The organism is Pseudomonas sp. W17 (genome assembly GCF_040268305.1).
GTDB lineage: Bacteria > Pseudomonadota > Gammaproteobacteria > Pseudomonadales > Pseudomonadaceae > Aquipseudomonas > Aquipseudomonas protegens.
In genome coordinates, this window is sequence record NZ_CP158490.1 from 2,606,008 (window position 1) to 2,618,433 (window position 12,426).

The 12,426-nt window shown below is 65.9% G+C and carries 11 protein-coding genes; 10 read left to right on the top strand and 1 reads right to left on the bottom strand.

The genetic code is table 11. The annotated features are described in order from the left end of the window. Nucleotides 1-34: 34 nt before the first annotated feature. From pedF to ABCR88_RS12175, 10 genes are all read left to right on the top strand, one after another. Complete coding sequence (gene pedF / locus ABCR88_RS12130; protein WP_210457067.1) at nt 35-496, top strand: cytochrome c-550 PedF; 462 nt, start codon at nt 35-37, stop codon at nt 494-496. 5 nt (nt 497-501) lie between these two features. Beyond that, nucleotides 502-1,377 carry a transporter substrate-binding domain-containing protein gene (locus tag ABCR88_RS12135; protein WP_232644324.1) on the top strand — a complete coding sequence of 292 codons (876 nt, stop codon included), beginning with the start codon at nt 502-504 and terminating at the stop codon, nt 1,375-1,377. A gap of 8 nt (nt 1,378-1,385) precedes the next feature. Beyond that, complete coding sequence (locus tag ABCR88_RS12140) at nt 1,386-2,156, top strand: quinoprotein dehydrogenase-associated SoxYZ-like carrier (RefSeq protein WP_236187146.1); 771 nt, start codon at nt 1,386-1,388, stop codon at nt 2,154-2,156. Nucleotides 2,157-2,191: 35 nt separating this feature from the next. After that, a complete protein-coding gene (locus tag ABCR88_RS12145) occupies nt 2,192-3,121 on the top strand; it encodes a quinoprotein relay system zinc metallohydrolase 1 (RefSeq protein ID WP_041117228.1) in 930 nt (309 codons plus the stop codon). Nucleotides 3,122-3,444: 323 nt separating this feature from the next. After that, a complete protein-coding gene (pedH, locus tag ABCR88_RS12150) occupies nt 3,445-5,220 on the top strand; it encodes a PQQ-dependent alcohol dehydrogenase PedH (RefSeq protein ID WP_041117229.1) in 1,776 nt (591 codons plus the stop codon). A gap of 561 nt (nt 5,221-5,781) precedes the next feature. Further along, entirely contained in the window at nt 5,782-7,302 is a 1,521-nt protein-coding gene (locus tag ABCR88_RS12155) for an aldehyde dehydrogenase family protein (protein WP_041117230.1), read from the top strand. Between the two features lie 276 nt (nt 7,303-7,578). Next, entirely contained in the window at nt 7,579-7,650 is a 72-nt protein-coding gene (gene pqqA, locus ABCR88_RS12160) for a pyrroloquinoline quinone precursor peptide PqqA (RefSeq protein WP_011060521.1), read from the top strand. Between the two features lie 61 nt (nt 7,651-7,711). Beyond that, nucleotides 7,712-8,626 (top strand): pyrroloquinoline quinone biosynthesis protein PqqB, encoded by a 915-nt coding sequence (pqqB, locus tag ABCR88_RS12165; protein WP_350023891.1) that lies wholly within the window; start codon nt 7,712-7,714, stop codon nt 8,624-8,626. A gap of 273 nt (nt 8,627-8,899) precedes the next feature. Next, nucleotides 8,900-10,063: an alcohol dehydrogenase-like regulatory protein ErcA gene (gene ercA / locus ABCR88_RS12170; RefSeq protein ID WP_350023892.1), complete on the top strand. Its 1,164-nt coding sequence runs from the start codon at nt 8,900-8,902 to the stop codon at nt 10,061-10,063. Next, the gene (locus tag ABCR88_RS12175) at nt 10,047-11,774 is read left to right on the top strand and encodes a NahK/ErcS family hybrid sensor histidine kinase/response regulator (protein WP_015635023.1); all 1,728 of its coding nucleotides are present in this window, start codon (nt 10,047-10,049) and stop codon (nt 11,772-11,774) included. The genes ercA and ABCR88_RS12175 overlap by 17 nt, the downstream gene beginning before the upstream one ends. 44 nt (nt 11,775-11,818) lie before the next feature. Here the strand turns inward: ABCR88_RS12175 and ABCR88_RS12180 are convergent, their stop codons facing one another. Next, nucleotides 11,819-12,367: a YniB family protein gene (locus ABCR88_RS12180; RefSeq protein WP_041117234.1), complete on the bottom strand. Its 549-nt coding sequence runs from the start codon at nt 12,365-12,367 to the stop codon at nt 11,819-11,821. Nucleotides 12,368-12,426: the final 59 nt, after the last annotated feature.

A 12,426-nucleotide genomic window follows, 5' to 3' on the forward strand; every position in this document is an offset into this window, starting at 1 on the left:
GCGAGGTCTTGCGTGCAATCTTGAGGGCATAACAATGACAACAAAACGCAACGCCTTGCTCGCGGTAGGGCTGCTGACCGGTGCCTTGGCCACCGGTGCCGTATGGGCCCATGGCAACGTGGTGCCCCAGGCGGTGGAAACCAAGGGCCTGACGCCGATCAAGGATGCCGGTGTGAGCGTCGATGGCGACGGCTGGGCTTCGGTCAACCCGTACCGCACCTCGCCCGAGCACGACAAGGCAGTGGAAATCGGCGCCTCGGCCTACAACCAGAACTGCGCCGCCTGCCATGGCCTGGAAGCCAAGTCCGGCGGCATTGCGCCGGATTTGCGCATGCTCGACGCCGGTGAAGCCGGGGATGAATGGTTCGTCGAGCGGGTGCGCCACGGCGCGGTGCGCGATGGCCGGGTGTACATGCCGAAGATGGCTGACTACCTGAGCCAGGAAGCCCTGTGGGCGGTGCGCACCTACCTGGACAGCGTGCACGTCGAGGAGTGATCGCCATGGGCCGCTTCGCCCTGTTCCTGGCTGGCCTGCTGCTGTGTTGCGCCACGGCCCAGGCCGGGGTGCGCAACTACGACACGATGATCGCCTCCGGTGAGCTGAAGGTGGCGGTGTACCAGGATTTTGCCCCCTACAGCTTCGAGGACCAGGGCCAGCCCCGGGGTGTCGATGTGGAGCTGGCGCAAGCCCTGGCCGAGGCCCTGGGGGTGCGCCTGCAACTGATCTGGGCGCCGCCGGGGGAGAAGCTCGACGACGATTTGCGCGATTACATCTGGCGCGGCAGCCCGCTGCGCCACCAGCAGTTGGCCGACCTGATGATGCGCGTGCCCTACGACCACGACTACGCGCAAAAGCGCAACGAACTGGGGGAGCTGGCCAACGATCACGTGGTGATGTTCGGCCCCTATCAGGAGGAGCGTTGGCAGGTGGCATTCGACCGCCGCCGGCTGGATTCGGTGGCCAGTGTCGCGGTGTTCCAGGAGCACCCGATCGGGGTCGAGGTGGACAGCGTGCCGTCGTTCTACCTGACCTCGGTGTTCAACGGCATGCTCAGTGCCAAGACCCACCATTACCCCAGCGTGCAGCAGGCCTTCGGCGCCTTGCGGGCCGGGCAGGTGGACGCGGTGATGGCCATGCGCGGCGAGATCGACTGGCAGTTGCATAAGGCCGCTGACCCGCAACTGGCCCTGGCGGAAAACGCCTACCCGAACATGGGCAAGCAGGTGTGGGAGATCGGCATGGCGGTGCATGAAAGCAACCGCCAGCTGGCCTATGCCGTGGAGGAGGCCCTGGAGGGGCTGATCCGCGACGGTCGCCTGCAGGCGCTGTACGCCCGTTATGGCCTGCGTTACGAGGTCCCACAGATGTATCAATAGGAGCTGCGATGAACTGGCGAGCGACCTGCCTGCTGGCGTGCTGGCTGCCCTTGGCGACCCCGGTGCTGGCCGCCGATCCGCAGGCCCCGGGCCCGGACCCGGTGCCCTCGGTGATGTGGGCCTTCTACCACAAGCAATTGCTGGGGGGCGCGGCGTTCGTCTTCGATGACCGGGTCAAGCTGCTGGCGCCACCCTTTGCCGAGGATGCGCGGCAGGTGCCGCTGGAGATCGACGCCCGGGCCTTCGGCGGCGAGGTGGTGCGCATCCTTGCCTGGGCCGAGCTCAACCCCTTACCGCGTATTGTCGATTTCGTGCCGGGGGAGCGGGTGCTGCCCTGGCTGTCGATCCGCATCCGCATCGAGCAGGCCACGCCGCTGCGCGCCGCGGTGCAGACCCGCGACGGCCTGTGGCACGTGGGCTCGACCCTGATCGATGCCGCCGGTGGCGGCTGCACCGCGCCCAGCGTGGTGCGCACCCAGCCAGGCTGGGAAGAGCACATCGGCGAGGTGCTGGGCGGGCGTTATCCCCGGGGTGATGCCAGCCGCCTGCGCCTGCAAGTGTCCCACCCGATGGACAACGGCCTGGTCAGCGGCATCCCCGAGTTCTTTCTCAATCACGCCGAACTGCGCGACCAGAACGACCAGCGCCTGGCCAGCCTCGAACTGTTCCCGGCGGTCAGCGAAAACCCCAACCTGGGGTTCGACATCCAGGGGGCGGGGCAGACCCGCTTGCTGTTGCGCGACAACAGCGGCAACCAGTTCGAGGCCAAGCTGCCCTGAGCGCATCCTTTGACCCACCCGAGCCGAGGTGCACCATGCGTTGGATCCTGCTGTTGCTGCTGTGCCTGGGCCTGCCGGCCCGGGCCGACCTGGACTATCAACTCAAGCCCCGGCAGATCGCCGCGGGCACCTGGCTGCTGGAAGGCAGCACCGACAACTTCGCCAAGGCCAATGGCGGCAACATCGTCAACACCGGCTTCATCGTCACCGACAGCGGGGTGGTGGTGATCGACAGCGGGCCGTCGAAACGCTACGGCGAAGCCTTGCGCCGGGCGATTGCCGCCACTACCGACAAGCCGGTGATCCAGTTGCTGCTGACCCACCATCACCCCGACCATGTGCTGGGCAACCAGGCCTTTGGCGATGTACCCATCGGCGCCCTGGCCGGCACCAGCGACCTGCTGCGCCAGCAGGGGGACGCCATGGCCGAAAATATGTACCGCATGGTCGGCGACTGGATGCGCGGCACCGAGGTGGTGCTGCCGACCCAGGTGCTGGAGCCCGGCGTTCTCGAAGTGGGCGGGCATCGCTTGCGCTTGCTCGGTTTGAGTGGGCACACCGGCGCTGATCTAGCGATTCTCGACGAGAACACCGGGGTGCTGTTTGCCGGTGACCTGGTGTTCTACCAGCGCGCGCTGACCACCCCCAACAGCCCGGGGCTCGGGGCCTGGCTCAAGGACCTGGACACCTTGCAGGCCTTGCCGTGGAAACTGATCGTGCCTGGCCATGGCCCGGTGGCCAGCGATACGGCGCCCTTTGCCCAGATGCGTGACTACCTGGGCTGGCTGGACGGGTTGATGCGCGACGGCGCCGCCCAGGGCGACGACATGGCGGAGATGATCCGCCGCCCGATCCCCGAGCGTTTTGCCGGCATCAGCCTGACCCGCTATGAGCTGATCCGCAGCGTCAGCCACCTGTACCCGCGCTACGAGCGCCAGCGCCTGCAGCGTATCGACGGCCTGTAGGCGCCGGCTGGCCGGCGAAGGCGATCTTGTGGGCCTCTTCGCTGGCAAGCCAGCTCCTACGGTAGGCAGGTATATCGCGTGGGGCTTTGTAGGCGCCGGCTTGCCGGCGAAGGCGGTCTTGCGGGCCCCTTCGCTGGCAAGCCAGCTCCTACGGTGGGCAGGGATAGCGTGTGGGGTTTTGTAGGGGGCGGCGGCCGCTCCTGTACCAAGGAACTAGAAAACTCCGCACTGCGGGCAATTGTTGGCAGGCAGGCCGGGACCAAGAATTCCCGGCAGACCGGGAAAATTTCCCGGGAACAACAATAACCGCCGAGGTAGCCGTCATGACCCAACCCCCACGTCGTCCCTTTTTCGCCGTGAGCCTGGTGCTCAGCGCCATGCTGCTGTCCAGCGCGGCCCTGGCCGCCGTCACCGATGAAGAGATCCTCCAGGACCCGAAGAACCCGCAGCAGATCGTCACCAACGGCCTGGGCGTCCAGGGCCAGCGCTACAGCCCGCTGGACCTGCTCAACGTCGATAACGTCAAGGAGCTGCGGCCGGTCTGGGCCTTCTCCTTCGGCGGCGAGAAGCAGCGCGGCCAGCAGGCCCAGCCGCTGATCAAGGACGGGGTGATGTACATGACCGGTTCCTATTCCCGGGTGTTCGCCGTGGATGCGCGCACCGGCAAGAAACTCTGGCAGTACGACGCGCGCCTGCCCGATGACATTCGCCCTTGCTGCGACGTGATCAACCGCGGCGTGGCGCTGTACGGCGACCTGGTGTTCTTCGGCACCCTGGACGCCAAGCTGGTGGCCCTGAACAAGGACACCGGCAAGGTGGTGTGGAGCAAGAAGGTCGCCGACCACAAGGAGGGTTACTCCATCAGCGCGGCGCCGATGATGGTCAACGGCAAGCTGATCACCGGGGTCGCCGGCGGCGAGTTCGGCGTGGTCGGCAAGATCCAGGCCTACGATCCGAAAAACGGCGAGCTGCTGTGGATGCGTCCCACCGTGGAAGGCCACATGGGCTACGTGTACAAGGACGGCAAGGCCATCGAGAACGGTATTTCCGGTGGCGAGGCGGGCAAGACCTGGCCGGGCGATCTGTGGAAGACCGGCGGCGCGGCGCCGTGGCTCGGCGGCTACTACGACCCGGAAACCAACCTGCTGCTGTTCGGCACCGGCAACCCGGCGCCGTGGAACTCCCACCTGCGCCCTGGCGACAACCTGTATTCCTCGTCGCGCCTGGCGCTGAATCCGGACGACGGCACCATCAAGTGGCACTTCCAGAGCACCCCCCACGACGGGTGGGACTTTGACGGCGTCAACGAGCTGATCTCCTTCAACTACAAGGAGGGCGGCAAGGAGATCAAGGCCGCCGCCACCGCCGACCGCAACGGCTTCTTCTACGTGCTCGATCGCACCAACGGCAAGTTCATCCGTGGCTTCCCCTTTGTCGACAAGATCACCTGGGCCACCGGCCTGGATAAGAACGGCCGGCCGATCTACAACGAGGCCAGCCGTCCCGGCGCCCCGGGCAGCGAAGCCAAGGGCAGCTCGGTGTTCGTCGCCCCGGCTTTCCTCGGCGCCAAGAACTGGATGCCCATGGCCTACAACCGCGACACCGGGTTGTTCTATGTACCGTCCAACGAATGGGGCATGGACATCTGGAACGAAGGCATCGCCTACAAGAAGGGCGCGGCGTTCCTCGGCGCAGGCTTCACCATCAAGCCGCTGAACGAGGACTACATCGGCGTGCTGCGGGCCATCGACCCGATCAGCGGCAAGGAAGTCTGGCGCCACAAGAACTTCGCGCCGCTGTGGGGCGGGGTGCTGACCACCAAGGGCAACCTGGTGTTCACCGGCACGCCTGAGGGCTTCCTCCAGGCCTTCAACGCCAAGACCGGCGAGAAGGTCTGGGAATTCCAGACCGGCTCCGGGGTCCTGGGCTCGCCCGTGACCTGGGAGATGGACGGCGAACAGTACGTCTCGGTGCTCTCCGGATGGGGCGGTGCGGTGCCGCTGTGGGGCGGCGAAGTGGCCAAGCGGGTCAAGGACTTCAACCAGGGCGGCATGCTCTGGACCTTCAAACTGCCCAAGGAGCTGGTGAGCAAACGCTAATCGTAGGAGCCAGCTTGCTGGCGAAGAGGCCCGCACGACCGCCTTCGCCGGCAAGCCGGCTCCTACAACGCTACCGCAATGTCCCTGCCGACCGTAGGAGCCAGCTTGCTGGCGAAGGCGCCCGCAAGACCGCCATCGCCGGTAAGCCGGCTCCTACAAAACCCTCGCGATATCCCTGCCGACCGTAGGAGCCAGCTTGCTGGCGAAGAGGCCCGCAAGACCGCCATCGCCGGCAAGCCGGCTCCTACAACGCTACCGCAATGTCCCTGCCGACCGTAGGAGCCAGCTTGCTGGCGAAAAGGCCCGCAAGACCGCCATCGCCGGTAAGCCGGCTCCTACAAAACCCTCGCGATATCCCTGCCGACCGTAGGAGCCAGCTTGCTGGCGAAGAGGCCCGCAAGAGCGCCTTCATCGGCAAGCCGGCTCCCGCACAGGGCAATCAACCTACGACCAAATGACGAGAGCCCCCCCTGCCAACGATGGATTCGTCCGGCACCCGGGGCTCTCTACCATCGGTCCATCGCCTGTCGTTGGACAGGCCTCGACCAGCAGAGGCTCAGCATGATCTACGCACAACCCGGAACCCCAGGCGCCGTCGTGTCCTTCAAGCCACGCTACGGCAATTTCATCGGCGGCCAGTTCGTGCCGCCGGTGGCTGGCCAGTACTTCACCAACACCTCGCCGGTCAACGGCGAAGTGATCGCCGAATTCCCCCGTTCCAGCGCCGCCGATATCGACCTGGCCCTGGATGCCGCCCATGCCGCCGCCGAGGCCTGGGGCAAGACCTCGGTCCAGGACCGCTCGCGGCTGCTGCTGAAGATTGCCGACCGCATCGAGCAGAACCTGGAGATTCTCGCGGTCAGCGAGACCTGGGACAACGGCAAGGCGGTGCGCGAAACCCTCAACGCCGACGTGCCCCTGGCCGCCGACCACTTCCGTTATTTCGCCGGCTGCATCCGCGCCCAGGAAGGCGGCGCCGCCGAGATCAACGAACTGACCACCGCCTACCATTTCCACGAACCGCTGGGCGTGGTCGGGCAGATCATCCCGTGGAACTTCCCGCTGCTGATGGCCGCCTGGAAGCTGGCCCCGGCCCTGGCCGCCGGCAACTGCGTGGTGCTCAAGCCTGCCGAGCAGACCCCGCTGTCGATCATGGTCTTCGCCGAGCTGATCGCCGACCTGCTGCCGGCCGGGGTGCTGAACATCGTCCAGGGCTTTGGCCGCGAAGCCGGCGAGGCCCTGGCCACCAGCAAGCGCATCGCCAAGATCGCCTTCACCGGCTCCACGCCGGTGGGCTCGCACATCATGAAGTGCGCCGCCGAGAACATCATTCCGTCCACCGTGGAGCTGGGCGGCAAGTCGCCGAACATCTTCTTCGAAGACATCATGCAGGCCGAACCCAAGTTCATCGAAAAGGCCGCCGAAGGCCTGGTGCTGGCGTTCTTCAACCAGGGTGAAGTCTGCACCTGCCCATCCCGGGCCCTGGTCCAGGAATCGATCTACGAGCCGTTCATGGCCGAGGTGATGAAGAAGATCGTCAAGATCAAGCGCGGCAACCCCCTGGACACCGAGACCATGGTCGGCGCCCAGGCATCGCAGCAGCAGTACGAGAAGATCCTCTCCTACCTGCAGATCGCCCAGGAGGAGGGCGCCGAACTGCTCACCGGTGGCGCCGCCGAGCTGTTGGAAGGTGACCTGTCCAGCGGCTATTACATCCAGCCGACCCTGCTCAAGGGCCACAACAAGATGCGCGTGTTCCAGGAAGAGATCTTTGGCCCGGTGGTTGGCGTGACCACCTTCAAGGACGAGGCCGAGGCCCTGGAGATCGCCAACGACAGCGAGTTCGGCCTGGGCGCCGGGCTCTGGACCCGCGACATCAACCGCGCCTACCGCATGGGCCGGGCGATCAAGGCCGGTCGGGTGTGGACCAACTGCTACCACCTGTACCCGGCGCACGCCGCGTTCGGTGGCTACAAGAAATCCGGCGTGGGCCGCGAGACCCACAAGATGATGCTCGACCACTACCAGCAGACCAAGAACCTGCTGGTGAGCTACGACATCAATCCCCTGGGCTTCTTCTAAGGGGCTGGATCGGGCGCGGTGGTTGGGTGCCACCGCGCTTGTGCGGGACGGACACGGGGAGGGCTCATGGGTGGGCACCTCCCCGTGTGCGTTGTGGGCGCAGCACCGCCAACCCTGTAGGAGCCAGCTTGCTGGCGAAGAGGCCCGCAAGACCACCGTCAATCCCCCCTACCAACGCACCCCGCCAGCTCGTCCCAAAGTAGCATTCGGCCCCCGCGCTCCCCGTGCATTAATGCCTTTACCGGAATCCCCCGGCACAACAAGAGGCTTGACCCCATGTGGCATAAACCCGCGTACACCGACCTGCGTATCGGCTTTGAAGTGACCATGTACTTCGCCAACCGCTGAGCCGTCCCACTCCGGCCGGTACTGGTGTCGGCCGGAGCCTTTTGCCCTTCAGGAGCACGTCATGCATATCCGCATTCTCGGTTCCGCGGCGGGGGGCGGTTTTCCCCAGTGGAACTGCAACTGCCGTAACTGTGCCGGCGTGCGCAACGGCACGCTGCAGGCCCGGCGCCGCACCCAGTCGTCCATCGCCCTGAGCGACCATGGCAGCGAGTGGATCCTGTGCAACGCCTCCCCGGACATTCGCCAGCAGCTGGAGTCCTTTGCGGTGCTGCAACCGGCCCGACAGCTTCGGGACACCGCCCTGGCCGGGGTGATCCTGCTGGACAGCCAGATCGACCATTGCACCGGCCTGCTCAGCCTGCGTGAAGGCTGCCCGCATCAGGTCTGGTGCACCGAGATGGTCCACCAAGACCTGTGCAGCGGCTTCCCCCTGTTCAACATGCTCAGCCACTGGAACGGCGGCTTGCAGTGGCAGCCCATCCACCTCGATGGCCGGGAATTCAGCCTGCCGGCCTGCCCGGACATCGCGCTGCGGGCGATTGCCCTGCGCAGCAGCGCGCCGCCGTATTCGCCCCATCGCGGCAACCCGCACCCGGGGGACAATATCGGCCTGTTCATCGAGGACCGGCGCAGCGGCGCCAGCCTGTTCTACGCCCCGGGGCTGGGGCAGGTGGATGAGGCCCTGCTGGCGTGGATGGACCGCGCCGACTGCCTGCTGGTGGATGGCACCTTGTGGCGCGACGATGAAATGCGCGTCTGTGGCGTCGGCGACAAGCTGGGCATCGAGATGGGCCACCTGGCGCAAAGCGGCCCCGGCGGCATGCTTGAGGTGCTTGAGCGCTTTCCTCGGGCGCGCAAGGTGCTGATCCACATCAACAATACCAACCCGATCCTCGACGAGGACTCCCCCGAGCACGCCGAACTGACCCGCCGCGGCATCGAAGTGGCGCATGACGGCATGGATATTCACCTCTGATCTGCACAGCGCACGTCGCATGCATCGCACGCCGTACGCTACATACCGTAGGAGCCAGCTTGCTGGCGAAGGGGCCCGCAAGACCGCCTTCGCCGGCAAGCCGGCTCCTACAGTGCGTGGGCCTGCAAGATTGCCTTCGCCGGCAAGCCGGCTCCTACAGGGGAGAGGCGGGCAGGGGCCGGATCACCACCACCCAATGGTCGGATTGCTTTCAGCAACGGATGCTTTAGGCTGGCGTTCTTCTCCAGAAAAATAAGAAAACAGGCTTCCCCCATGGGCCAGAATCTCAGTCTGCTGCGCAAGTTCGTCTCTCCGGAAATCATCTTTGGTGCCGGTTGCCGGCATAACGTCGGCAACTATGCGAAGACCTTCGGTGCGCGCAAGGTGCTGGTGGTCACCGACCCCGGGGTGATCGCCGCCGGTTGGGTCGCCGATGTCGAGGCCAGCCTGCTGGCCCAGGGCGTCGAGTACTGCCTGTACAGCGCGGTGTCGCCCAACCCGCGGGTGGAGGAGGTGATGCACGGCGCGCAGATCTACCGGGAAAACGTCTGCGATGTGATCGTCGCGGTCGGTGGCGGCAGCCCCATGGATTGCGGCAAGGGCATCGGCATCGTCGCCGCCCACGGGCGCAGCATCCTCGAGTTCGAGGGGGTGGACACCATCCGCATGCCCAGCCCCCCGCTGATCATGATCCCGACCACCGCCGGCACCTCGGCGGATGTCTCGCAGTTCGTGATCATCTCCAACCAGCAGGAGCGGATGAAGTTCTCCATCGTCAGCAAGGCGGTGGTCCCTGATGTGTCGCTGATCGACCCGGAAACCACCCAGGGCATGGACCCCTTCCTTTCCGCCTGCACTGGCATCGACGCCCTGGTGCATGCCATCGAGGCGTTCGTTTCCACCGGCCACGGGCCGCTGACCGATCCCCACGCCCTGGAAGCCATGCGCCTGATCAACGGCAACCTGGTGCAGATGATCGCCAACCCCGCGGACATCGCCCTGCGCGAGAAGATCATGCTCGGCAGCATGCAGGCCGGGCTGGCGTTCTCCAACGCGATCCTCGGCGCGGTGCATGCCATGTCCCACAGCCTGGGGGGCTTTCTCGACCTGCCTCACGGGCTGTGCAACGCGGTGCTGGTGGAGCATGTGGTGGCCTTCAACTACAGCGCGGCGCCGGAGCGCTTCAAGGTGATTGCCGAGACTTTCGGTATCGACTGCCGCGGGCTCAACCAGCGGCAGATCTGCGGGCGCCTGGTGGAGCACCTGATCGCCCTCAAGCGCTCTATCGGCTTCCACGAGACCCTGGGCCTGCATGGGGTCAGCAGCAGCGATATTCCGTTCCTCTCGCAGCACGCAATGGGCGACCCATGCATCCTCACCAACCCTCGTGAATCCAGCCAGCGTGATGTCGAGGTGGTCTATGGCGAGGCCCTCTGACGAACAGCAACGAGCCCTGGCCGGGCTCTTGGGCCTGGGCAACCACTCCGCGCGCAAGAGCCATTACCCGGAACTGGCGGCGCGCCTGGAAGACCTGGAAACCGAGCGCAACCGCTACAAGTGGCTGTTCGAGAACGCGGTGCACGGCATCTTCCAGGCCAGCCTGCAGGCCGGCATGCGTGCCGCCAACCCGGCCCTGGCGCGCATGCTGGGGTATCAGGACCCCCAGGAAGTGCTGTTTTCCCTGGCCGACCTGGCGGGCAACCTGTTCGTGGGCGGCGCCGGGGAACTGGCGGCCATCGGCGAGCAGTTGCAGAACCAGCGCAGCCTGCTGGGTTACGAAACCCAGCTGCGGCGCAAGGACGGCAGCAGCATCGATGTGCTGATGAACCTGTTGCTCAAGCCCGACCAGGACGGGCTGGTGGAAGGGTTCGTCGCCGACATCACCGAGCGCAAGCTGGCCCAGCAGCACCTGGAACAGCTCAACGACCAGCTGGAGCAGCGGGTGGCGGCGCGCACCGATGAGTTGCTGGACGCCAACCGCAACCTGCAGCAGCAGATCGCCCGGCGCGAGCGCATCGAGCGCGACCTGCGCGAGGCCCGGGACGCCGCCGAGGCGGCCAACCGCAGCAAGGACAAGTACCTGGCCGCCGCCAGCCACGACCTGCTGCAACCTCTGAATGCCGCACGCCTGCTGATTTCCACCCTGCGCGAGCGCAGCCTGCCGGCCCCGGAGCAACTGCTGGTGGAGCGCACCCACCAGGCCCTGGAAGGCGCCGAGGACCTGCTCACCGACTTGCTGGATATTTCCAGGCTCGATCAGGCGGCGGTGAAGCCGGACCTGGCCACCTACCGCCTGGATGAAATGCTCGCGCCCCTGGTCTCCGAGTTCCAGTCGGTGGCCGAGGCGGCGGGGCTGGGGCTGCGGGTGCGCTTCGGTGACTTTGCCCTGTTCACCGACTTGCGGCTGATGACGCGGATCCTGCGCAACTTCCTCAGCAATGCCTGCCGCTACACCGAGCGCGGCAGTATCCTGCTGGCGGCGCGCCGTCGCGGCGACCAGTTGCGGCTGGAGGTGTGGGACACCGGGCGCGGCATTGCCGCCGACCGCCTGGAGTCAATTTTCCTTGAGTTCAACCAGCTAGATGTAGGCCGCGCCGCCGACCGCAAAGGGGTGGGCCTGGGGCTGGCGATTGTCGAGCGCATCGCCAAGATCCTCGGCTATCGGGTGCAGGTAGCGTCGCGGCCGGGGCATGGTTCGCGGTTCAGCATCGAGGTGCCACTGGCGGCCCGGGTGCCCTTGCCCTTGAGCCAGCAGGCACCGCAGCCGGGCACCGGCAACCCGCTGCCGGGGCGGCGCCTGCTGGTGCTGGACAACGAGTTGAGCATTCTTGAAAGCATGGCCGCGCTGCTCGGCCAGTGGGGCTGCGAGGTGCTGACCGCCACCGATCAGGCCGCGGCCCTGGAGGTGTTGCAGGGCCGGGCGCCGGAGTTGATCCTGGCCGACTTCCACCTGGATCACGGGGTCACCGGCTGCCAGGTGGTCAGGCGCTTGCGCGAGCATTTCCAACAACCGCTGCCGGCGGTGATCATCACCGCCGACCGCAGCGACCAGTGCCGCCGCGCCTTGCAGCAACTGGGCGCGCCGCTGCTCAACAAACCGGTGAAGCCGGGCAAGTTGCGGGCCGTGCTCAGCCAGTTGTTGGGCTAGCGGTGGCAAGGGGTTGCGGCTAAATCGATGCGCCGGCGCGGGGCTCAGATGATGCCCAGCATCCACAGTAAGCCCAGGTAGACCGCCGCACAGCCCAGGGGCCAGACCACCAGCAGGCGGGTCTGGCTGAAGAACGACGGCGCTTTGCCCACCAGGGTCGAGTCTTCCAGCTGTTGCAGGGTCTTGGCGGGGACGCCTTCCTCCACCGGGGCCTGGAGCTGGGCCTCGATCAGCGGCTCGACTTCTTCGACCTTGCGTATCATCCCCCGGCCCGTGGCGAACAGCGCCGCGCCGACGAAGATCAGCAAGTAGATCACCAGGAATTTCCAGTGGGAGGAGTAGCTCAGGTCGAGGAAGCTGGGCGTCGGGCTGTTGTCCCAGAACCAGTTCAGCGGCTGGGTGTTGGCATTGACCTGGTACACGAAATACTTGATCGGGCGGTTGATGGTCGAGGCCATGGTGGTGTAGCTGTCCAGGCGCCAGTAGAGCATTTTCAGGGTCGAGAAAAAGGTCGAGATCAAGGCACCGGTAAACAACAGTGCGCCTGCGGCGATGTACAGCCGGTACTGCAATTGGGCCCTGGTGTAGGTCATGGGTGCTTCCTGCAATGAACAAACGGGCCGCAATACTATATTCCGTGGCCGCTGGGCGA

Coding starts and splice junctions, on each gene's coding strand:
- pedF (WP_210457067.1), top strand. CDS start 35: ATGACAACAAAACGCAACGCCTTGCTCGCGGTAGGGCTGCTGACCGGT.
- ABCR88_RS12135 (WP_232644324.1), top strand. CDS start 502: ATGGGCCGCTTCGCCCTGTTCCTGGCTGGCCTGCTGCTGTGTTGCGCC.
- ABCR88_RS12140 (WP_236187146.1), top strand. CDS start 1,386: ATGAACTGGCGAGCGACCTGCCTGCTGGCGTGCTGGCTGCCCTTGGCG.
- ABCR88_RS12145 (WP_041117228.1), top strand. CDS start 2,192: ATGCGTTGGATCCTGCTGTTGCTGCTGTGCCTGGGCCTGCCGGCCCGG.
- pedH (WP_041117229.1), top strand. CDS start 3,445: ATGACCCAACCCCCACGTCGTCCCTTTTTCGCCGTGAGCCTGGTGCTC.
- ABCR88_RS12155 (WP_041117230.1), top strand. CDS start 5,782: ATGATCTACGCACAACCCGGAACCCCAGGCGCCGTCGTGTCCTTCAAG.
- pqqB (WP_350023891.1), top strand. CDS start 7,712: ATGCATATCCGCATTCTCGGTTCCGCGGCGGGGGGCGGTTTTCCCCAG.
- ercA (WP_350023892.1), top strand. CDS start 8,900: ATGGGCCAGAATCTCAGTCTGCTGCGCAAGTTCGTCTCTCCGGAAATC.
- ABCR88_RS12175 (WP_015635023.1), top strand. CDS start 10,047: ATGGCGAGGCCCTCTGACGAACAGCAACGAGCCCTGGCCGGGCTCTTG.
- ABCR88_RS12180 (WP_041117234.1), bottom strand. CDS start 12,367: ATGACCTACACCAGGGCCCAATTGCAGTACCGGCTGTACATCGCCGCA.